Annotated in this window: 18 protein-coding genes; 6 read left to right on the top strand and 12 right to left on the bottom strand. The window is 63.7% G+C overall.

Annotated elements, in window-relative coordinates:
• Nucleotides 1–101: 101 nt before the first annotated feature.
• From holA to leuS, 3 genes are all read right to left on the bottom strand, one after another.
• Nucleotides 102–1,139, bottom strand: a complete 1,038-nt coding sequence (holA, locus tag AC19YR_RS18025) for a DNA polymerase III subunit delta (protein ID WP_095109602.1) — start codon at nucleotides 1,137–1,139, stop codon at nucleotides 102–104.
• Between the two features lie 39 nt (nucleotides 1,140–1,178).
• A complete protein-coding gene (locus AC19YR_RS18020) occupies nucleotides 1,179–1,781 on the bottom strand; it encodes an LPS-assembly lipoprotein LptE (RefSeq protein ID WP_500599522.1) in 603 nt (200 codons plus the stop codon).
• Nucleotides 1,782–1,871: 90 nt separating this feature from the next.
• The gene (leuS, locus tag AC19YR_RS18015; protein ID WP_500599520.1) at nucleotides 1,872–4,478 is read right to left on the bottom strand and encodes a leucine--tRNA ligase; all 2,607 of its coding nucleotides are present in this window, start codon (nucleotides 4,476–4,478) and stop codon (nucleotides 1,872–1,874) included.
• Between the two features lie 274 nt (nucleotides 4,479–4,752).
• Between leuS and AC19YR_RS18010 the strand changes: the two genes are divergently transcribed.
• Nucleotides 4,753–5,079: a hypothetical protein gene (locus tag AC19YR_RS18010; RefSeq protein ID WP_095109599.1), complete on the top strand. Its 327-nt coding sequence runs from the start codon at nucleotides 4,753–4,755 to the stop codon at nucleotides 5,077–5,079.
• A gap of 128 nt (nucleotides 5,080–5,207) precedes the next feature.
• On the top strand, nucleotides 5,208–5,969 hold the full coding sequence (locus tag AC19YR_RS18005) for a YdcF family protein (RefSeq protein ID WP_095109598.1): 762 nt from the start codon (nucleotides 5,208–5,210) through the stop codon (nucleotides 5,967–5,969).
• Nucleotides 5,970–6,031: 62 nt separating this feature from the next.
• Here the strand turns inward: AC19YR_RS18005 and lnt are convergent, their stop codons facing one another.
• From lnt to miaB, 5 genes are all read right to left on the bottom strand, one after another.
• On the bottom strand, nucleotides 6,032–7,555 hold the full coding sequence (gene lnt / locus AC19YR_RS18000; RefSeq protein ID WP_095109597.1) for an apolipoprotein N-acyltransferase: 1,524 nt from the start codon (nucleotides 7,553–7,555) through the stop codon (nucleotides 6,032–6,034).
• An 8-nt stretch (nucleotides 7,556–7,563) separates the two neighbouring features.
• Nucleotides 7,564–8,403 (bottom strand): CorC family transporter, encoded by an 840-nt coding sequence (locus AC19YR_RS17995; RefSeq protein ID WP_095109596.1) that lies wholly within the window; start codon nucleotides 8,401–8,403, stop codon nucleotides 7,564–7,566.
• A 5-nt stretch (nucleotides 8,404–8,408) separates the two neighbouring features.
• Nucleotides 8,409–8,903, bottom strand: coding sequence for an rRNA maturation RNase YbeY (gene ybeY, locus AC19YR_RS17990; RefSeq protein ID WP_095109595.1), 495 nt, complete (start codon nucleotides 8,901–8,903; stop codon nucleotides 8,409–8,411).
• Nucleotides 8,896–9,900 carry a PhoH family protein gene (locus AC19YR_RS17985; protein WP_500599517.1) on the bottom strand — a complete coding sequence of 335 codons (1,005 nt, stop codon included), beginning with the start codon at nucleotides 9,898–9,900 and terminating at the stop codon, nucleotides 8,896–8,898. Before AC19YR_RS17985 ends, ybeY begins: the two co-directional genes overlap by 8 nt.
• A 215-nt stretch (nucleotides 9,901–10,115) precedes the next feature.
• Complete coding sequence (gene miaB, locus AC19YR_RS17980) at nucleotides 10,116–11,444, bottom strand: tRNA (N6-isopentenyl adenosine(37)-C2)-methylthiotransferase MiaB (protein ID WP_095109593.1); 1,329 nt, start codon at nucleotides 11,442–11,444, stop codon at nucleotides 10,116–10,118.
• Nucleotides 11,445–11,579: 135 nt separating this feature from the next.
• Between miaB and AC19YR_RS17975 the strand changes: the two genes are divergently transcribed.
• Nucleotides 11,580–11,906, top strand: a complete 327-nt coding sequence (locus AC19YR_RS17975) for a DUF1820 family protein (protein ID WP_017735645.1) — start codon at nucleotides 11,580–11,582, stop codon at nucleotides 11,904–11,906.
• A 24-nt stretch (nucleotides 11,907–11,930) separates the two neighbouring features.
• Here the strand turns inward: AC19YR_RS17975 and AC19YR_RS17970 are convergent, their stop codons facing one another.
• The 4 genes from AC19YR_RS17970 to AC19YR_RS17955 form a co-directional block, all read right to left on the bottom strand.
• On the bottom strand, nucleotides 11,931–12,485 hold the full coding sequence (locus tag AC19YR_RS17970; RefSeq protein ID WP_095109592.1) for a tetratricopeptide repeat protein: 555 nt from the start codon (nucleotides 12,483–12,485) through the stop codon (nucleotides 11,931–11,933).
• A 216-nt stretch (nucleotides 12,486–12,701) separates the two neighbouring features.
• Complete coding sequence (hemL, locus tag AC19YR_RS17965; protein WP_500599514.1) at nucleotides 12,702–13,985, bottom strand: glutamate-1-semialdehyde 2,1-aminomutase; 1,284 nt, start codon at nucleotides 13,983–13,985, stop codon at nucleotides 12,702–12,704.
• Nucleotides 13,986–14,001: 16 nt separating this feature from the next.
• Nucleotides 14,002–14,625 carry a thiamine phosphate synthase gene (gene thiE / locus AC19YR_RS17960; RefSeq protein WP_095109590.1) on the bottom strand — a complete coding sequence of 208 codons (624 nt, stop codon included), beginning with the start codon at nucleotides 14,623–14,625 and terminating at the stop codon, nucleotides 14,002–14,004.
• A gap of 18 nt (nucleotides 14,626–14,643) precedes the next feature.
• Nucleotides 14,644–15,441, bottom strand: coding sequence for a hydroxymethylpyrimidine/phosphomethylpyrimidine kinase (locus tag AC19YR_RS17955; protein ID WP_095109589.1), 798 nt, complete (start codon nucleotides 15,439–15,441; stop codon nucleotides 14,644–14,646).
• Nucleotides 15,442–15,719: 278 nt separating this feature from the next.
• Between AC19YR_RS17955 and AC19YR_RS17950 the strand changes: the two genes are divergently transcribed.
• The 3 genes from AC19YR_RS17950 to amn all read left to right on the top strand — a co-directional run bounded on the left by AC19YR_RS17950 (nucleotide 15,720) and on the right by amn (nucleotide 21,463).
• Nucleotides 15,720–18,095: a hybrid sensor histidine kinase/response regulator gene (locus tag AC19YR_RS17950; protein ID WP_095109588.1), complete on the top strand. Its 2,376-nt coding sequence runs from the start codon at nucleotides 15,720–15,722 to the stop codon at nucleotides 18,093–18,095.
• A 72-nt stretch (nucleotides 18,096–18,167) separates the two neighbouring features.
• Entirely contained in the window at nucleotides 18,168–19,817 is a 1,650-nt protein-coding gene (locus AC19YR_RS17945; RefSeq protein ID WP_095109587.1) for an acyl-CoA dehydrogenase family protein, read from the top strand.
• Nucleotides 19,818–19,990: 173 nt separating this feature from the next.
• Nucleotides 19,991–21,463: an AMP nucleosidase gene (gene amn, locus AC19YR_RS17940; protein WP_176465118.1), complete on the top strand. Its 1,473-nt coding sequence runs from the start codon at nucleotides 19,991–19,993 to the stop codon at nucleotides 21,461–21,463.
• The last annotated feature ends 128 nt before the right edge of the window (nucleotides 21,464–21,591 follow it).

Below are 21,591 nucleotides of genomic sequence, written 5' to 3'. Positions count from 1 at the left end.
TCATCGGCCCAAGTGGGGCAAGTGTCCAGCCCTGGTGATGGGCGGCGGCCTTAGGCATAACCCCTGTCAGAGCGCGCTCCCACAGAGAATTGCAGTAAGGCTTACTCCGCCGGCAAGGCCAGCCGTTGCCCGGCCATCAACAGTGACAGGCGGCTCAGGCTCATCCACGGCGAGCCGCTGGCCTGGCCCTTGATTTGCGCGTCAATGCGCTGGGCGTCCTGCAGCAGTTGCGCCCAGCGTTGCGCGCTGTGGCGTTGCAGGGCTTTGCTCATCAGCGGTTTACGCTTGTCCCAGATCGGCGGGCGGGCCTGGCTGAAGGCTTTGTCCAGCGGCGTGCCCTGGCTGTATTGCAGCGCCAGGTTAGCCAGCACCCGCAGTTCCCGGGCCAGGGCCCAGAGAATAACCGGCGGCTCTACGCCCTCGCCGCGCAGGCCTTCGAGCATGCGCAGGGCGTGGGCGGCTTCGCCGTTGAGAATGGCGTCCACCAGGCCAAAGACATCGAAGCGCGCACTGTCGGCCACGGCGGCCTGCACCGTTTCCACGGTGATCTGCCCACTTTCGGCCATCAATTTGAGTTTTTCGATTTCCTGGGCGGCGGCCAAGAGGTTGCCTTCGACCCGGGCGGCGATCAGTTCCACCGCATCCTGGCTGGCGCTAAGCCCGGCCTGGGACAGGCGCTGGCGAATCCATTGCGGCAACTGGTTGGCGTCCACCGGCCAGATCTGCACAAACTGGGTGTGGGCGCCTTCGATCAGGGCCTTGCCCCACTTGGTCTTCTGCGCACTGCCATCGAGTTTTGGCAGGCTTATCAGCAGCAGGGTGTCTTCGGCCGGGCGGGCGCAGTATTCGATGAAGGCGGCGGCGCCTTTGTCCCCAGGCTTGCCCGAGGGCAAACGCAGTTCCAACACGCGTTTTTGCGCGAACAGCGACATGCTGGCGCCGGCCTGTAGCAGCGTGCCCCAGTCGAAACTGGCATCGGCGCTGAACACCTGGCGTTCATCGAAACCCTGCTGGCGGGCCGTGGCGCGGATGGCGTCGGCGGCTTCCTGGCACAACAGCGGGTCGTCGCCGCTGATGATATAGACGGGCGCGAGGGCACCTTGCAGGTGCTTGGCGAGTTGGGCGGGGGCGAGTTTCATCGGCGAGGGCAAGCGGGGCACCGAGGCGCCCCGCAAGACTTATTGGTTCAGTTGCAGCGGCGACTGGCGCGGCGTTTCGGCTTCAGCCTTTTGCGCGGCTTCCAGTGCATCGGCTTCGGCCTTGGCGCGGGCCGTGGCGGTTTGCTGCAATTGGTCCAGTTGCGTCGGGCTCAACTGTTGCAGGCGCAGCACCATGCGCTGGACGAGGTCGCGGCGCATTTCCTTGCGGGTCTGGTCGGCTTCCTGGTCGGAACCCACCAGGTTGTTGCCGTCGTGCAGGAATACTTGCTGCACTTGCAGCTTGTCGCTGAGCAGCGACAGATTGCCCTGGCCGAGGATTTCGTAGTTGAGCACAGTCGTCAGCTCGTATTCACCCGAGCGGCCGGCACCGGCGTAGCTGAGGGTGCGCTGGGATTCCTGCTCGTTGGCCAGCACCAGTTTGTACGGCGCGCCGGCAAAGACCTTGACGCCGCTGCTTTGCAGAACCTGGCGCAATTGCACCACGGTGTCGCCATAGGCGTTGCGGGCCGTGACGTCCAGTTCCTTGATGGCCAGTTCGCTGGTGCCGGTGCCGCGCAACTGGAACCCGCAGGCGCTTAGCAACACGGCCAGGCCTATAACCAGCAAATTGCGTTTAATCATCTTGATGCTCCCCTTGAAACCAGGTGGGCCGCCGTGCGGCCCGTAAGGTTCTGTGCGGTGCCGGGCGTGTTGCCCGGCACCTGATCCAATTTAGCTAGCGACGATGTTGACCAGTTTGCCGGGCACGACGATCACTTTGCGGATCGTCAGGCCTTCGGTGAAGCGCAGCACGTTCTCGTTGGCACGGGCGGCGGCTTCCACTTCTTCGCGGCTGGCGCTGGCGGGCATGTCGATCTGGCCGCGCAGCTTGCCGTTGACCTGAATCACCAGTTGCAGCGTGTCCTGTACCAGGGCGCTGTCATCGGCCACCGGCCATGTGGCGTCGATTACTGCGCCGCTGTGGCCCAACTGGTTCCACAGTTCATGGCTGATGTGCGGGGTAATAGGCGCCAGCAGCAGGGTGACCGTTTCCAGGCCTTCCTGTACCAGCGCGCGGTCTTGTGCGGTGGTTTGCGGTGCTTTTTCCAGCACGTTCATCAGCGTCATCACCTGGGCGATAGCGGTGTTGAACTTGTGGTGCTGGCCCACGTCCTGGCTGGCTTGCTTGATGGCCAGGTGGGTGCTGCGGCGGATGGCTTTTTGCTCGTCGCTCAGGCTGGCCACGTCCAGTTTGCCGGGCAAGCCCTGGCTGATATGGGCGTGGGCCAGGCGCCAGACGCGCTTGAGGAAGCGGTGCGAGCCTTCGACGCCTGAGTCGGACCATTCGGCGCTCATGTCGGGCGGCGAGGCGAACATCATGAACAGGCGGCAGGTATCGGCCCCGAACTGGTCGATCATCGACTGTGGATCGACGCCGTTGTTCTTGGACTTGGCCATCTTCTCGGTGCCGCCGATTTCCACCGGCAGGCCATCGGCGATCAGCTTGGCGCTGATGACCTTGGCCTTACTGTCGCGCTCAAGCTCGACGTCTGCCGGGTTGAACCAGGTGTAGCTGCCGTTGGCCTCGCGGCGATAGTAGGTCTCGGCGACCACCATGCCCTGGGTCAGCAGGTTCTTGAACGGTTCGTTGGAACTGACCAGGCCTTCGTCGCGCATCAGTTTGTGGAAGAAGCGCGCGTAGAGCAGGTGCAGGATCGCGTGTTCGATGCCGCCGATGTACTGATCCACCGGCAACCAATGGTCGGCCGCGAATTTTTCCACCAGGCCGCCCTCGTAGTGAGGCGAGGCATAGCGGGCGTAGTACCACGAGGACTCGACGAAGGTGTCCATGGTGTCGGTTTCACGCTTGGCCGGCGCGCCGCATTTGGGGCAGGCGCACTCGTAGAACTCGGGCATGCGTGCCAGGGGCGAACCGGCGCCGTCGGGTACGACGTCTTCGGGCAGGACGACGGGCAGTTGGTCTTGCGGTACGGGCACGTCACCGCAGCTATCGCAGTGGATGATCGGGATCGGGCAGCCCCAGTAGCGCTGGCGGCTGATGCCCCAGTCGCGCAGGCGGAACTGAGTGCGCGAGGCACCGAGGTTTTTCTTGATGAGCGCCACTTCGATGGCGTCGAAGGCGCCGGGGAAGTCCAGGCCATCGAATTCGCCGGAGTTAATCAGCGTGCCGTGTTCGCCATAGGCGTCCTGCCAGGGCGCCGGGCTCTCGTCGCCGGCGCTGGTGCGCACCACGGGCTTGATTGGCAAGGCGTATTTGGTGGCGAACTCGAAATCCCGCTCGTCATGGGCCGGCACAGCCATCACCGCGCCATCGCCGTAGTGCATCAGCACATAGTTGGCGACCCACACCGGCAGTTTTTCGCCGGTCAGTGGGTGTTCGACGAACAGGGCGGTGGGCAGGCCTTTCTTTTCCTGGGTGGCGACGTCGGCTTCGGCGACGCTGCCGCCTTTGCATTCGGCGATGAAGGCTTGCAGCTCAGGGTTGTTCTGCGCGGCGAGGGTGGCCAGCGGGTGCTCGGCGGCCACGGCGACGTAGGTCGCGCCCATCAAGGTGTCCGGACGGGTAGTGAAGACTTTCAGTACGCCCGCTTCGCCGATGGAGTCGACGTGGTAGGGGAACTGCACTTCCATGCCACGGGATTTGCCGATCCAGTTGCGTTGCATGGTCTTGACCTGCTCGGGCCAGCCCGGCAAGTCGTCGAGGCTCTCCAGCAGTTCATCCGCATAGGCGGTGATCTTGAAGTAGTACATCGGGATTTCGCGCTTTTCGATCAGTGCGCCGGAACGCCAGCCGCGGCCGTCGATCACCTGCTCGTTGGCCAGCACGGTCTGGTCGATCGGGTCCCAGTTCACGGTGCCGTTCTTGCGGTAGATCACACCCTTTTCGAACAGGCGAGTGAACAGCCATTGTTCCCAGCGGTAGTAATCAGGCTTGCAGGTGGTCACTTCGCGCGACCAATCCACCGCCAGGCCCAGGCTGCGCAGCTGGGATTTCATGTAGGCGATGTTTTCGTAGGTCCACTTGGCGGGCGCTACGTTGTTTTTCATCGCGGCGTTTTCCGCCGGCATGCCGAAGGCGTCCCAACCCATGGGTTGCAGGACGTTCTTGCCTTGCATGCGCTGGTAGCGGGAGATCACGTCGCCGATGGTGTAGTTACGCACATGCCCCATGTGTAGCTTGCCGCTGGGGTAAGGGAACATCGATAGGCAGTAGTAAGTCTCCTTGCCTGGCTGTTCACTGACCTCGAAGGACTTCTGTTCGTCCCAGAAGGATTGGGCGGCGTTTTCTATTTCACGGGGCTGATAGTGTTCGTGCATGGCTACTTTTGAACTGAATAGGGGTGGCCTAATCCTCTTCAATGCGACGCTGGGCGCAAATGCCGCCAGATTGTGGCGTTTTCGGTGCCCAGGCGAGCTGGAAGTGGAATTACAGGAAGCGCCGTAGCATACATGACCGTACTCCGCCGAGGGAAACCCTGATTGCACCCCGCGCGGCCCGGCGGGCCGTTGGTCGCGGGGACCGGCCCGTTTGCCGCGCGGGACTACGCTTCTAACTGGGGAGTGAGTCATATCCTTCTAGTGAGGTGAACGGATGGTTGAGTCGCAGCGAAAAGTCATTAAACCGGAGTTCTATGAGCGGCTGATTGACCGTTTGGGTCTGGCCCTGGATGCGGCAAAGACGGCGGGCCGGTTACGCGACGAGCGTCCCGCCGAATTGGAACTGCGTGGTTTGAGCGCTGCCGAGTTCGAGTTGATTCAGGCTTATCTGGACCGCAGCGGGCAGGAGGCGCCGCAGGGTGCGGGCAACAATCAGGTTACACCGCCACAGGCGCCGCATTCGGCCAAGATCATCTGGTTGAGAGACAAGGCGCCTAATAGCGGGGGCGCGGTAAAGGTCCGGTCCCTGCAATTCAAGTAAGTGTACGCAGCCCGCAAGGGCACTGGCATGACGTCACCGCCAAGGGCCTTTCCATAGAACGGCCGATATCCTCTGTTGTTGCTTTGCTTCAACCCCCTTAGGCTTCGGGCATTTTTTGGAGATGCCCGATGCCTTTTCGTTACTTCGTCAAACAGTTGCTGTTACCTCCCGGCATTCTTTTGTTGTTGCTGGCGCTGGCCTGGTGGTTGCGCCGCAGCCGCCCGCGCTTGGCGGGCTTGTGTTTTGCGCTGGGGCTTGGTGGTTTCGGGCTAATGAGCCTGCCGGTGGTGGTGGAGTGGAGCGCCCGCGCCCTGGAAACCGAGCCTGCGCTGGAGCGCAGCGAGTGGGCGACCCTGGCCGAGCGCGCCGATGCGATTGTGGTGTTGGGCTCAGGCCGGGAGCGCGGCGACCCGGCCTGGGGCGCGGATCAGCCCACCGGGGTGGGCCTGGAGCGTGAGCGGTACGCGGCGCGCCTGGCCAAGGCCTCGGGGTTGCCGGTCCTGACCAGTGGCGGCCTGCACTATGGCACGCCGCCCACCGAGGCGGCGCTGATGGCCGATTCCCTGCGCGATGACTTTGGCGTGGCGGTGCGCTGGCAGGAAGGGCGCAGCCGCACGACCTGGGAAAACGCCCAGTTCAGCGCCCAGGTATTGCTGCCTGAGGGCGTCACGCGGGTGGTGGTCGTGACCCAGGCCTGGCACATGCAGCGCAGCGTGTGGAGTTTCGAGCGCGCGGGGTTTGGCGTAGTACCGGCGCCGGTGGGGTTTCTCGGGGTGGACAACGCGCGGCCGCTGGGCGGTTGGATGCCGGAGTTCAAGTCGATCTGGCAGTCCGGGCAGTTGCTCAATGAGGCGGCGGGGCTGGTGGGTTATCGCCTGTTCTATCGTTAGGCCGCGTAGAGGCCTGGCTTGCCAGCGATGGCGCCATCAGGCGCGCGATCGCTGGCACGGGGTCACACGGTCTTGGCCATCCGGCTGGCCAGCAGCGCCCAGCCAAACAGCAGCAGGCACGCAATAATCAGCGGCCACGAGCGCCATTGCAGGTACGGCGTGAGGTTGTGCATCGGCACCACTTCGCCATACAGAATGCCGCGCTCGAATTGCGGGATCTGCGCGGTGATCTTGCCAAACGGGTCGATCAGGCCGGTCACGCCGTTGTTGGTGGCGCGGATCATCCAACGTCCCGCTTCCAGGGCGCGCATCTGCGCCATCTGCAAGTGCTGCAAGGGCCCGATGGAGGTGCCGAACCAGGTGTCGTTGCTGATGGTCAGCAGCAGGTCGCTGCGGGCCGAAAGGCCGGCGGCAAATTCCGGGTAGACCACTTCGTAGCAGATGAACGGCGCAATTTGATAGCCCTTGGCCTGCAACATTGACTGGTCGGCCGGGCCACGGGCGAAGTCGGACATTGGCAGGTCGAAGAAGGCGATCAGCCCGCGCAGCAGGTCTTGCAGCGGCACGTACTCGCCGAAAGGCACCAGTTTTTGCTTCAGATACGTGCCGTCGCCCTGGCCAACCACGGTGATACCGTTGAAGTAGCGTTTTTCATGGCGTACTTGCTGGCGGATCGGCACCCCGGTAATCAGCGCCGAGTTACGGTCGGCGGCGAAGGTGCCGAGCATGCTCAGGAAACCTTCGGCCGACTCCTTGAGCACCGGGATCGCGGTTTCCGGCCAGATCAGCAGGTCAACGCGTTTGGTGCTGAAGCTCATGTCTCGGTACAGCGCCAGTTGCGCGTTCAACTGCGCCGGGTCCCACTTCATGCTTTGTTCGATGTTGCCTTGGATCGCCGCCACGCTCAGCGGCTCGCCCGAAGGGCTGGTCCAGGCATGGCCCTTGAGCGCGATCCCGATCACCCAGGGCGCGGCCAACAGCAGCAGGCCGGCGGCGATGAAACCCGGGCGCCGGCCTTTTATCAGGCGCGGCAGGTTGTACAGCAGCGCGGCGGTCAGGGCTAGGCTGAAGGAAATCAGCCAGATCCCACCCAGCGGCGCAAGCCCGGCCAGCGGTGCATCGAGTTGGCTGTAACCTGAGTAGAGCCACGGGAAACCGGTCAGGAACCAGCCGCGAAAGGCTTCCTGGGCCACCCACAACGCAGCGAAGGCCAGGGCGTCGGCCAGCGGCGCTTCGTTGCGGCGCAACCAGCGTGCCCAGAGCCACGCGGGTAGGGCGAAAAACCAGGCAATCGCCGCAGTGAAGGCCAGCATCAGCAACCCGGCCAGCAGCACCGAAGCGCCACCGAAGTGGTGGATGCTGTAGTAGATCCAACTGGTGCCCGCGCCGAACAGGCCGAAACCGAAGCACCAGCCACGGCCCAAGGCCTGGCGCGGGTTCAGATGGCGCAGGCCGGCGTAGAAGAACCCGGCCGCCAGCAGTGCCAGCGGCCAGATATCGAAGGGAGCCAATGCCAGGGTGGTGAGTGCGCCGGCCGCCACGGCCAGCAGGTTACCGGGCCAGCCGGGGCGGGTCAGACGGCGCATATCAATCCTTAGCGAGCAATGGGGGTGAGGCGGATCAAGTGAATCCGGCGGCTGTCGGCATTGAGGATGCGGAAGCGGTAGGCGCCGATTTCGGTGATTTCATTGCGTTTTGGCAGGTGGCCGAAAGCGCTCATCACCAGGCCGCCGACGGTGTCGAACTCGTCGTCGGAGAACTCGCTGTCGAAAAACTCGTTAAAGTTCTCGATCGGCGTCAGGGCCTTTATCAGGAAATCGCCGCTGGGCAGCGGTTTGATATAGCTGTCTTCCTCGACGTCGTGCTCGTCTTCGATGTCGCCGACGATCTGTTCCAGCACGTCTTCGATGGTCACCAGGCCTGCCACGCCGCCGTATTCGTCGATGACGATGGCCATGTGGTTATGGTTGGCGCGGAACTCGCGCAGCAGCACATTCAGGCGCTTGGACTCGGGGACGAAGGTCGCCGGGCGCAGCAGGTCCTTGACGTTGCAGCTGTCGCCGTTCTCCTTGAGGATCAGCGGCAGCAGGTCTTTGGCCAGCAACACGCCCATGACGTCGTCGTGGCTTTCGCCGATGACCGGGTAGCGCGAATGCGCCGAGTCGATGACTGCCGGGAGGAACTCGCGGGGTGTCTGGGTCGCCTTGATGCTGACCATTTGCGAGCGCGGCACCATGATGTCGCGCACTTGCAGATCGGCTACCTGGATGGCGCCTTCGACGATGGCCAGCGCTTCGCTGTCCAACAGTTTGTTTTGGTGCGCTTCGCGCAGCAGCTCCAGCAGCTCCTGGCGGTTTTTCGGCTCATGGGCAAAAGCCTGGGTCAGTTTCCCCAGCCATGACTTTTGCCCGTTGCTCGATCGGTCTTCGCTCATAGCGATTACTCTAAGTCCTTTGTTGTTTCAGTTAAGAGGTTGTCAGGTTCGTCGTCTGCATAGGGGTCGGGATGACCCAGCTCGGCAAGCAACGTTCGTTCCAGCGCTTCCATTTCTTCGGCTTCGTCGTCATCTATATGGTCGTAACCCAGTAGATGCAAGCAGCCGTGAATCACCAGGTGCGCCCAATGGGCGTCCAGCGCCTTGCCTTGCTCGGCCGCTTCACGCTCGACCACGGGCACGCAGATCACCAGGTCGCCCAGCAGCGGGATATCCAGCAGTTCGTCCGGCACGTCAGCGGGAAAGGACAGCACGTTGGTGGCGTAGTCCTTATGCCGCCAGGTGTGGTTCAGCTCGCGGCCCTCAGGTTCGTCCACCAGGCGGATGGTCAGTTCCGAATCGGCGCTGCGCTGGCGTAAAGCCAGCTCACACCATTGGCGGAACTGGCTTTCGTCGGGCGCGGTGGCCTCGGTGGCCAATTGCAGATCGAGCTCAAGCATCGTGACGGCTGTCCTTGGCGGCGGGCATGTCGTCTTTGTGCTCGAAGCGCTCGTAGGCTTCGACGATGCGTTGCACCAAGGGGTGGCGGACCACGTCCTTGGGCATGAAGTGGGTGAAGCTGATGCCTGGCACATCCTTGAGCACCTCGATCACCTGGCCCAGCCCGGACTTGGTGCCCTTGGGCAGGTCGACCTGGGTGATGTCGCCGGTAATCACGGCGGTGGAGCCAAAGCCAATGCGGGTCAGGAACATCTTCATTTGCTCGACGGTGGTGTTCTGGCTTTCGTCGAGGATGATGAAACTGTTGTTCAGCGTGCGGCCGCGCATGTAGGCCAGCGGCGCGATCTCGATGACCTGGCGCTCGATCAGCTTGGCCACGTACTCGAAGCCGAGCATCTCGTACAGCGCGTCATACAGCGGGCGCAGGTACGGGTCGATCTTCTGGGCCAGGTCGCCGGGCAAAAAGCCCAGCTTCTCGCCGGCCTCGACCGCCGGGCGCACCAGCAGGATGCGGCGCACTTGTTCGCGCTCCAGGGCATCCACGGCGCAGGCGACCGCCAGGTAGGTTTTGCCAGTACCGGCCGGGCCGATGCCGAAGTTGATGTCGTTGCCCAGGATTTCCTTCACGTAGCGCTGCTGATTCAGGCCGCGAGGGCGAATCATGCCTTTTTTGGTGCGCAGGGCGATGGCGGCATCGGCAGGGGAGTGGTTGTCCATTTCCTCGACAGCCGACTCCTGCAGGAACAGGTGCACCATGTCTGGCGACAGCTCCGTACTCTGGGTTTCCCGGTACAGGCGGCGCAGCAGCGTTTCCGCGCAGGTGGTGTGCTTGAGTTCGCCAATGAGCTCGAATTGATTGCCGCGGTTGCGGATTTCAATCGCCAGGCGTTGTTCGATCAAGCGCAGATGCTCGTCGAATTGCCCGCACAGGTTGGCGAAGCGGCGAGCCTCGAAGGGCTCGAGAATGAAACGATGTGGTTCGATAGGTGCGTTCAAGGTCGTTTTTAGCCGCCCTGGGGCAATTAAGGTGAAATGAAGGATAACGCCAGCACGCCGGGTACGAAAGCACTTAAGCAGGCCCGTCTGGTTCTTGCCCCTGTGGGAGCGAGCCTGCTCGCGACGGCGCCGGGCCCGCCACGCTCATTGGCCCATAGATCGCTATCGCGGGCAGGCTCGTTCCCACAGCGGCCTCACACACGCTGAGCCCTCTCTCAGGGCAACAGCGAGCCGCGCAGCGAGTGCGGTTGGGCGGCGTCGATGTGCACATCGGCGAACTGCCCGATCAAAGTCGGATCATCGCAGCGGAAGTTGACGATACGGTTGTTCTCCGTGCGCCCCTGCAGCTCGCCCGGGTCCTTCTTCGAGTAATCGGTGACCAAGATGCGCTGGGTCGAGCCGACCATTTGTCGGCTGATCTCAAAACCCTGCTGGTTGAGGCGATGCTGCAAGGCGTTCAGGCGTTCCTTTTTCAGCTCCTCGGGGGTGTCGTCGGCCAGGTCGGCTGCTGGCGTGCCGGGGCGCTGGCTGTAGACGAACGAGTAGGAAAAGTCGAAACCCACGTCCTCGATCAGCTTCATGGTTTGCTGGAAGTCTTTTTCCGTCTCGCCGGGGAAGCCGACGATAAAGTCCGAGCTGATGCAAATCCCCGGCACCGCCGCCCGCAGCTTGCGCAACTTGGACTTGTACTCCAGCGCAGTGTGGTTGCGCTTCATGGCCGACAGGATGCGGTCCGAACCCGATTGCACCGGCAAGTGCAGGTGCTTAACCAGTTCTGGAACCTCGGCGTGGGCCTGGATCAAACTGTCGGAAAACTCCAGCGGATGGGACGTGGTGTAGCGGATGCGCTCGATGCCATCGACCGCGGCCACCACGCGGATCAATTCGGCCAAGTCGGCCACGCGGCCATCGTTGGTTTGGCCGCGATAACCGTTGACGTTTTGCCCCAGCAGGGTCACTTCGCGCACGCCGTTCTCGGCCAGGTGGATGATTTCGGCCAGCACATCGTCGAACGGCCGGCTCACTTCCTCGCCGCGGGTGTAGGGCACTACGCAGAACGTGCAGTACTTGCTGCAGCCTTCCATCACCGAAACGTACGCGCTGGGGCCGTCGATGCGGGGTTCGGGCAGGTGGTCGAACTTTTCGATTTCCGGGAACGAGACGTCCACTTGCGGCAGCTTGGTAACGCGCGCGGCATCGATCATTTCTGGCAGGCGATGCAGGGTCTGCGGGCCGAACACCACATCGACATAAGGAGCGCGGTCGCGGATCGCGGCACCTTCCTGGCTGGCCACGCAACCGCCGACGGCGATCACCATGTCCGGGTTGGCCAATTTCAGCTCACGCCAGCGGCCGAGTTGGGAATAAACCCGGTCCTGGGCGCGCTCGCGGATGGAGCAGGTGTTAAGCAGGATGACGTCCGCGTCTTCGGCGCGGGCGGTGACTTCCAGGGCCTGATGTTCGCCCAGCAGGTCCACCATGCGCGAGCTGTCGTACTCGTTCATCTGGCAACCGTGGGTTTCGATGTAAAGCTTCTTGGCCATGGACAGGGGTCATCACGTGATTCAAAGAACCGCGCATTATAGTGGTCATCGCGGTTGCTTCCTAGCGTTGCGCGCCCGATGGCTATGCTATAGTTCGCGCCCTCTTTTTATCCCCCGATGTGTTACCCGCCCACCATGACCAAACGCGAAGCTCCAATCTATAAGGTGATTTTCCTCAACCAGGGCCAGGTGTTCGAGATGTACGCCAAACAGATCTATCAAAGCGATCTGTGGGGTTTCCTGGAAGTGGAAGAATTCGTCTTCGGCGAGCGCACGCAATTGGTGGTCGACCCCGGCGAAGAGAAACTCAAGGCCCAATTTGAAGGCGTGGTGCGCAGCTTCGTGCCCATGCACTCGATCGTGCGCATCGATGAAGTCGAACGCCTGGGCACGCCGAAAATCAGCGAAGCACGGGGCATGGGCAATGTCATGCCGTTCCCGATGCCGATGCCGGAGAAGTAGGGCGTCACAGAGGGGCGGACGAACTTAGGGCAACGGCGAAAAAGGCGAACGCCCGTCGGCGCTTTGCAGTTCCATCAGGTACTTGCGGAAGATCTGGCCCAGCACTTGGGTGGCGACTTCCAGTTCATCGCGCTGCATGTGCTCGGCGACTTCGTCAGCGGTGTCCAGCGCGTCTTCGGCGCCGTTGACGGCGGCCATTTTCAGCACGATGTACGCCTGGACGTTGTTGGCCGGGACGCCTTCGCCGTGGAAGAACATGCTGCCTAGTTTGAATTGCGCCTGGGCGTGGCCTTGCAGGGAGGCCTTCTCGAAGTAGCTCAGGGCCAGGTTGAGGTCGCGCGGCGTGTTTTTGCCGTCGTAATAGAATTCGCCCAACTCGTATTGTGCCTGCGCATCCCCGGCGTCGGAGGCTTGCTGGCAGGCGGTGAGTGCCTCGGCAAGGTCCTGGGGCTGGGTATTGAGGGTGCAACGACCTATCGCCGGGATCAACAACGAGTTGCCGCCTGCTTGTGCGTGCGCGAGCAGGGGCTGAAGGAGCAACAGGCAGCCCAATGCAAGGGTGCGGCCGGTGCGGTTCATGGGAATCGACTTACCTCTGAAGGGCGCGCGGGCCTGAGTGGGGGCCCAATAAGCGCGCATTATGAAATAAGCAGGGCCAACCTTACAAAGTCTTTACTCGTTTTTCTGCTGCATGACCGGATATCCCTCTGTTTGTGGGATTTTTCGTGCAGAAGAGGGAATAAAAGAACCGTAAGAGTAGGCGAGCACCTGGCGCAATGCGCCAGGTGCGAGCGGTCACTTCAGTGCAGCGAAGGCGCGTTCGGCGGCATCGAGGGTCAGTTTCAGCTCGGTGTCGCCGTGGGCGATGGAGGTGAAACCTGCCTCGAAGGCGCTCGGCGCCAGGTAGACGCCGCCGTCGAGCATCAGATGGAAGAAGCGCTTGAACAGGTCGGCGTCGCTGGCCATCACGTCATCGAAGGTCACGATGTCGTCCGCACCACTGAAGTACAAGCCGAACATGCCGCCGGCCTGGGTGGTGACGAACGGGATGCCCGCCGCGTCGGCGCGCTGTTGCAGGCCGTCGAGCAAGCGGGTGGTGTAGTCGGTCAGTTCGGCGTGGAAGCCCGGGCGGCTGATAATGCCCAGGGTGGTCAGGCCGGCGGCCATGGCCAGCGGGTTGCCCGACAAAGTACCGGCCTGGTAGACCGGGCCCAGCGGTGCGATGTGCTGCATGATCGCGCGTTTGCCGCCGAAGCAGCCCACCGGCATGCCGCCGCCGATGATCTTGCCGAAGGTGCTCAGGTCCGGGGTGACGCCGTAGTGAGCCTGGGCGCCGCCCAGGGCCACGCGGAAGCCGGTCATCACTTCATCGAAAATCAGCACCACGCCGTGCTGGTCGCACAGGCTGCGCAGGCCTTCGAGGAAACCCGGCGCCGGCGGTACGCAGTTCATGTTGCCGGCCACGGGCTCGACGATGATGCACGCAACTTCCTGGCCCACTTCGCTGAGCATCTGCGCCACCGCCGCGATGTCGTTGAACGGCAGGGTCAGGGTGTGTTTGGCGAACGCCGCCGGCACGCCTGCCGAGCTGGGCACGCCTTGGGTCAGCAGGCCGGAGCCGGCCTTGACCAGCAGGCTGTCGGAGTGGCCGTGGTAGCAGCCTTCAAACTTGATGATGCTGTCGCGGCCGGTGAAGCCGCGGGCCAGGCGGATCGCGCTCATGGTCGCTTCGGTGCCGGAGCTGACCATGCGCACCATTTCCATTGACGGCACGATGGAGCACACCAGGTCCGCCATGCGCGTTTCCATTTCTGTCGGCGCGCCGTACGACAAGCCGTGCTCAAGCTGCTTGCGCACCGCGTCCAGTACGTCGGGGTGGCTGTGGCCGAGGATCATCGGCCCCCAGGAGCCGACGTAGTCAACGTAGCGCTTGTCGTCCTCGTCGGTGACGTAGGCGCCTTCGGCGTGCTTGAAGAACAGCGGCGTGCCGCCCACGCTCTTGAACGCACGAACGGGCGAGTTCACGCCACCGGGGATGTGTTTCTGGGCATTGGCAAACAGGGTTTCGGAACGGGACATGAGCGGGGTCTCGGGATCAAGAGTTGAAGAGGTCGTTGAAGGCGCGGGCGCGACGCGTGACGTGCTGCGCGGTGTCGGCGCCAAACAGGCCATGCACCACCGCCAGCAGGTCGGCACCGTGGGCCACCAGGGGCGCGGCGTTGTCCAGGGTGATGCCGCCGATCACGCAGATCGGCAAGTGCAGCTTGGCGCGAGCCTGGTCGAGCACGTCGAGGGTCGCGGTGGGCGCGCCGGGTTTGGTGCTGGAATTGAAGAAGCGGCCAAAGGCGACATAGCTGGCGCCCTCGCTGGCGGCTTGTTCGGCCAACGCCAGTTGGGCATGGCAGGTGGAACCGATGATCGCCCCGCGCCCGAGCAGGGCCCGGGCCGGGGTCAGCGGGCCGTCGGTCTGGCCCAGGTGCACACCCACGCCCAGCCGTGCGGCCAGTTCGGCGTCGTCGTTGATTATCAGTTGGGTCTTGTAGCGTTCACACAAGCCACGCAAGGCTTCGGCTTCGCGCAGGCGACGGGCCTCGTCGCTGCTTTTATCGCGGTACTGCAGCAGCGTGACGCCACCTTCGAGCGCTGCCTCCACATAATTGAGGAACTTGCCGGCCAGCAGTTGGCTATCGGTGATGGCATACAGGCCACGTAGTTTCATCGGGCGAGCCTCATGGCGTTACGAGCAAAAATCCAGGGGCAGGCGCCGCGGCACGAACTGGCCTTGGCCCAACTGTTCGGCATCGCGCAGGGTGCGCCAGGTGTAATTGAGCGCCGACTGCACAGCGCTGACCAAGGCTTCGCCCTGGGCCAGGCGCCCGGCGAGGGCGCTGGCCAGGGTGCAACCGGAGCCGTGATAACTGCCCGGCAAGCGCTGGCAGGTAAAGGTGTGGCGCGTGCCGTCGCGGCTGTAGAGGCGGTTGTGGACTTGCTGCTCGTCGCCGTGGCCGCCGGTAATCAGCAGGTGTTGGATGAACGGCAGGAGTTTTTCCGCGCATGCGTCGGCGCTGCCCTCGGGCAGTTCGGCGAGGATGCGTGCTTCGGGCAGGTTGGGCGTGGCGATTACGGCTAGCGGCAGCAGGCGTTCGCGCAGCGCATAGCCGACTTCATCCTTGCCCAGGCGCCCGCCGCCCCCGGCGCGCAGCACCGGGTCGCAGATCACCGGCAGGTGCGGGTGGGCCGTGAGCAACTCGACCACGGTATCGACCATCTCCAGGGAACCGAGCATTCCCAGTTTGACGGCGGCGACGGTGGAGTCGTTGAGCACGGCGTTGGCCTGGGCCAGCACCCACTCGCGCTCGAGCACGCGAAAGTCACTGACGTTGACGGTGTCTTGCACGGTCAGCGCGGTGATCGCGGTGGCGGCATGGCAACCCTGGGCGATGAGGGCTTCGATATCTGCCTGCAGGCCGGCGCCACCACTGGGGTCGTGGCCGGAGAGACAGAGGACAACGGGGCGAGAGCTGTAGATAGTCATGGTGCGCGAGCTTACCACCAAACGCTTTTTTCGAAAGCGCCGTAAGAATTGTCGTGTATGCCTGCATGCCATCATCCGGCGGCGAGGTAAATTAACCGGCGAAATCGCTGTAATGCCCGTCCTAGAGCCTTTAGCTTGAGCTATTAAATGGTGTTCAAAGGCCAGTAGTGGCTATGTTAGAGTGGATCCAAACCAACAACAGGCCATGCCGGTTTGCGTCTACTCAAAAGGAATGGGGGGCTTCCTGACACAATCGGACGAGCTATGCCGGGGCTTTAATGCGCTATTTGCTGATGCTGCTGTTGAGCTGGCCCCTGCTGGCCGACGCCATCGAATTCAACGAAACCACCCGCAGCCTTCCCCTGGGCCGGGCGATGCAAGTGTTCGAGGACGCCAGCGGCCAGGCCCGCATCGAAGACGTGAGTTCGCCAGCCCTGGCCGACCGCTTCAAGCCCCACGACAGCGCCACACTCAATGCCGGTTATTCGCGCTCGGTGTTCTGGCTCAAGGTAGACCTGCTGTACCGCCCGACCCAGGCCAACGCCCCGCGTAATTGGCTGCTGGAACTGGCCTACCCGCCCCTCGACCACTTGGATTTGTACCTGGCCGACGCCATGGGCCGCTTGCAATTGGCCGGGCGCACCGGCGACGCCTTGCCCTTCGGCACACGGCAGATCCGCCAGAACAACTATCTTTTCGACCTGGACCTCGCCGCCGGCCAGCCCCGCACCCTGTATTTGCGCCTGCAAAGCGAAGGCTCGATCCAGGCGCCGCTGACCCTGTGGTCGAGCACCGCGTACTTGGAAGCGCAGCCCTTGCGCCTGTATGTGCTGGGGGTGATCTACGGCGTGCTGCTGGGCATGTTGGTCTACAACCTGTTCATTTACCTGGCGGTGCGCGACACCAGCTACCTGTATTACATCCTCTATATCGCCGCGTTCGGCCTCTACCAGCTCTCGGTCAACGGCGCGGCGGTGGAATATTTCTGGCCCGACAACCCTTGGTGGGCCAACGCCGCAACGCCGTTTTTCATCGGTTTGGCGGCGCTGTTTGGCAGCCAGTTCGCCCGCAGCTTCCTACAAACTGCTCGCCTCAGCCGCTGGCTTGATGGCGGATTAGTGGCGCTGATTGCCGGCAGCGCCGTGGTCGTTGGTTTGTCGCTGATGACCAGTTACGCCCTGGCCCTGCGCCTGGCGACTGCCCTGGCGCTGATCTTCACTGTGGCGATTTTCGCCGCCGGGGTGTTCGCCTGGTGGCGCGGCCTGCGGGTGGCGCGCTACTTCATCATTGCCTGGTCGGCGTTTTTGCTCGGCGGGGTGGTCAATACCCTGATGGTGCTGGGCTACCTGCCCAATGTGTTCCTGACCATGTACGCCAGCCAGATCGGCTCGGCGGTGGAGGTGGCGCTGCTGTCCCTGGCCCTGGCCGACCGCATCAACGGCATGCGCGAGCAGCAGGCGCGCACCTTGGCCGAGGCCAGCCACACGCTCGAAATGCTCAACCAGGAGCTGGCCCACAGCAACCGCCTCAAGGACGAATTCCTCGCCACCCTGACCCACGAACTGCGCACGCCGATGAATGGCGTGATCGGCTCGCTGGAACTGATGCAGACCCTGGAACTGGACCCCGAGCTGGCCCAATACCAGCAAACCGCCGCTACTTCGGCGCGGGACATGATGCGCCTGGTCAACGGCATCCTCACCCTGACCCAGTTGCAGGCTGGGCGGCTCACCGTGCAGCACGAGGATTTCAGCCTGCGCCGCATGCTCGATGGCTTGCAGGCGCAGTTCGCCGGAAATGCGGCGAGCAAGCCATTGGGCTTTCGCATTGAGGTGACCCCGGTGCTGGCCGATCGCCTGCGCGGTGATCGCGACAAGCTGGCGCAATGCCTGGAATGCCTGCTCGACAATGCCATCAAATTCACCCACAGCGGCGGCGTGGAGTTGCGGGTCACTGGCCAGCGCGTTGGCGAGCAGCGCTTGCGCCTGTCGTGCACGGTGACCGACAGCGGCATCGGCTTCACCGAGCGGGACGAAGCGGTGCTGTACCAGCGTTTCTACCAACTCGACGGGTCGATGACCCGCGGCTACGGCGGCCTCGGCGTGGGCCTGGCGATTTGCCGCCAGTTGGTCGAACTCCTCGGCGGGCGCTTGCATCACCAGTCCACACCGGGGCGCGGCAGCCGCTTCGAGCTGGAACTGGAAGTCGAAGCCTTGCCTTGCGCCGCCACGCCGCCGGCCCGTGCGGCGGGGCCGTTGGCGCAGCGCATGCCCGAGGCGTGCACGGTGTTGCTGGTGGACGACAACAGCGGCAACCAACGGGTAATGCGCGGCATGTTGCTCAAGCTCGGCTACCGGGTACGCACCGCCGAGGGCTGTGAGGACGCACGGGCCGTGATGTTGCGCGAAAGGATCGATGCGGTGCTGCTCGATGGCCATCGCTTGCGCGCCGATGGCGTCTCGCTGTGCTGCCAGTTGCACGCCTTGGCGGGCTACGCCGACCTGCCGCTGCTGGTGGCGACCCAGGCGCCGGAGCGTGAGCGGTGTGACGGTGCGATCGAGTATGTGAGCAAACCGGTGAAATTCGAGGCGTTGCAGGCGATTCTGCTGCGCCGGGTGCTCTGTCGGGTAGAGGGCGAAAGCGCCGATATTTAGGCGCGTATGCCACTTTGTTCGGCCGCGGGGCGGTGCTTAACTGGCCCTTCGAGCCACCCAAGGAGCCCCGCCATGAACCTGCATCAGTTCGCCGAAACCCACGAGGTCACCAACCAGCCACCGTCCCTGGATGGCACTAACCTCTACCGCATCGACCTGCCGCTACAGGAATGGGCCGCGCGGTTCGGCGCAGGTTGGGCGCAATCGCGCATCGATCACTACGGCGAACTGGCCGGTGGGCCACTGATGGCCGCCGGGTTCCTGGCCAACCAGAACAAACCGGTGTTCGCCAGCCATGACCGCTATGGCCATCGCGTTGACCTGGTGGAATTCCATCCCGCTTACCACGAACTGATGCGTACCGCGATCGAGCATGGCCTGACCTCCTTGCCCTGGGCCGCGCCGCAGCCCGGCGCCCATGTTGCCCGCGCCGCCATGACCTACTTGCACAGCCAGGCCGAGGCGGGCAGCGGTTGCCCGTTGACCATGACCTTCGCCTCCGTGCCCGCCCTGCGGCTGCAACCGGACATCGCCGAGCAATGGCTGCCCAAGGTTTTGGCCACCGAGTACGACCCGCGCAACATCGGCATGGCCCACAAGGCAGGCGTGACCATTGGCATGGCCATGACCGAGAAACAGGGTGGCACCGATGTGCGCGCCAACACCACCAAAGCCTACCCGGTGGGCGCGACGGGCCCGGGCCAGGCCTATGAACTGGTGGGCCACAAGTGGTTCTGCTCGGCGCCGATGTGCGACGCCTTCCTCACCCTGGCGCACACCGACAAGGGCCTGACCTGCTTTCTGCTGCCGCGCCACCGCCCGGACGACAGCCGCAACCAGTTCTACATCCAGCGCCTGAAAAACAAACTCGGCAACTGCTCCAACGCTTCCAGCGAAGTGGAGTTCCGCGGCGCCCTGGCCTGGATGGTGGGCGAGGAAGGGCGCGGCGTGCCGACCATCATCGAAATGGTCGCCATGACCCGCTTCGACTGCATGGTTGGCTCCAGCGCCCTGATGCGCCAGGCCCTGACCCAGGCGAGCCATCATTGTGCCCACCGGCAAGTGGGCGGGCGGCTGCTCGCCGAACAACCGTTGATGCAGAACGTGCTCGCTGACCTGGCCCTGGAAAGCGAAGCCGCCCTGGCCCTGAGCCTGCGCATGGGCCGCGCCCTGGACCACCTCGACGACAGCCAGGAAGCCAAGTTCGCCCGCTTGGTGACGGCGGTGGGCAAGTATTGGATCTGCAAGCGTGCCCCGGCCATGATTAACGAAGCGGCCGAATGCATGGGCGGTGCTGGCTATGTGGAGGACAGCATCCTGCCGCGCCTCTACCGCGAAGCGCCGGTGAATTCGACTTGGGAAGGCTCGGGCAACGTGCAATGCCTGGATGTGCTGCGGGCCCTGTCCAAAGAGCCGGGGGTGCTCGATGCGCTGTTCGTCGAACTGGGTGACGGCCACGGCGACAAACGCCTGGCCGCCCATATCGAGGCGCTGAAAAACGCCTTTCGCGACACCGACGACATCCAGTACCGCGCCCGCCAACTGACCGAAGACATCGCCCTGGGCCTGCAAGCCAAACTGCTGCTGGAGGCCGGTAATGCCAGCGTCAGCGACGGTTTCATCGCCAGCCGCTTGGCGGGTGGCGGGCGCGCCTACGGCACCTTGCCCCGGGGCGTGGATGTGGCAGCCATCGTCGCGCGCGCCACCCCGCCGTTGGCGTAGCCAGCAGGCTCGCCCGCGCTGGGGTGCGCAGCAGCCCTGGCGGTGGTGGGGCCTGACGATCTTTTGCGGCCGCTACGCCACCGCGCTCGCTTGCTACGGTAGGTTCTGCAAATCCTGTGTTCCCGTGACACGACGATGCAGGCAAGATAACGGCCTGCACGTCAGAACACAGGATGCTTACCGTGACCGAAGCTTTTATTGTCGTTCAAACCGCCGAGCAAGCCGTGGACCGCCTCGCTGCTCTGCACGAGCGCGCCACCCGTGCATTGAATCAAGCCCTCAAGCAATACCTCAAAGACCGAATCGAACCCGACGCCGCGCAGCGTGCCTTGTTTCGCTACCCGGAACTGCGCCTGACCTACCTCTGCCAAGGCGAAGTCCCACAAACCACCCGCGCTTACGCCAAGGTGCAACTGCCGGGCACCTACAGCGTCACCGTGACCCACCCGGCGGCGTTCCGTAAGTACCTGCTGGAGCAACTCGAACCGCTGATGCACGACTTCACCGTGACCGTGGAAGTGGGTGTCAGCGCGCAGAACATTCCCTACCCCTACGTGGTCGAGCAGGGCGATGAACTGGCCGGCTCCGGGGTGACTGCCGCCGTGCTGGCGCGGGTGTTCCCCAGCACCGACCTGTCGGCCGCCACCGATGGCATCGCCGACGGCCTCTACGACTGGGAAAACACCGACCCCTTGCCCCTGGCCCTGTTCGACGCCGCGCGCGTGGACTTTTCCCTGCGGCGCCTGGTGCATTACACCGGTAGCGACTGGCGCCATGTACAACCGTGGATCCTGCTGACCAACTACCACCGCTATGTCGACCAATTCATCGTCCATGGCCTGGAACGGCTGCGCAACGACCCGCGTTTCGTGCGCATGGTGCTGCCGGGCAACGTGATTATCGAAAAAGCCATGGACCACGGCGAAGCCTCGGCCATCGCCGCGGGCGTGGTCTGGCACCGCTACCAGATGCCCGCCTATCACTTGCAGGCCAGCGACGGCCACGGCGTGACCCTGGTCAACATTGGCGTCGGCCCGTCCAACGCCAAGAACATCACCGACCACTTGGCCGTGTTGCGCCCGCACTGCTGGCTGATGATCGGCCACTGCGGCGGCCTGCGCCAATCCCAGACCATCGGCGACTACGTACTGGCCCACGCCTACATGCGCCGCGACGGCATCCTCGACCGCGTGGTGCCGCCGAACATCCCGATCCCGGCCCTGGCCGAAGTGCAGATGGCATTGCAGCAGGCAGCGGCGAATGTCACCGGGGAGAAGGGCGAGGCGCTGAAAAAACGCCTGCGCACCGGCACCGTGTTGACCTACGACGACCGCAACTGGGAACTGCGCTGGGCCCAGGAACGGCCACTGATTAACCTCTCCCGTGCCGTGGCGGTGGACATGGAAAGCGGCACCATCGCCGCCCAGGGTTATCGCCTGCGGGTGCCCTACGGCACGCTGCTGTGCGTCTCGGACAAACCCCTGCACAGCGAAATCAAGCTGCCCGGCTCGGCGAATGCGTTCTACGAGCGTGCGGTGAGCCAGCATTTGAAGATCGGCATCGAAGCGGTCGACCTGCTGCGCACCGAACTCAACTCCCTGCACTCGCGCAAACTGCGCAGCTTCGACGAGCCGCCGTTCCGCTGACAGGGCGGTGGTCATTTAACGTTGGGGCCACTAGCATGGTCGGCCCTGACCGTTAGATGTTGTCGTTGCCATGCCCCGTCCCCCCCGTCCCCCTGCGCGCCGCCCCGGCGCCAAGCCTGCGCCCGCCA

Source organism: Pseudomonas sp. MF08817 (assembly GCF_059862705.1).
This window is presented reverse-complemented; position numbering and strand designations above follow the sequence as displayed.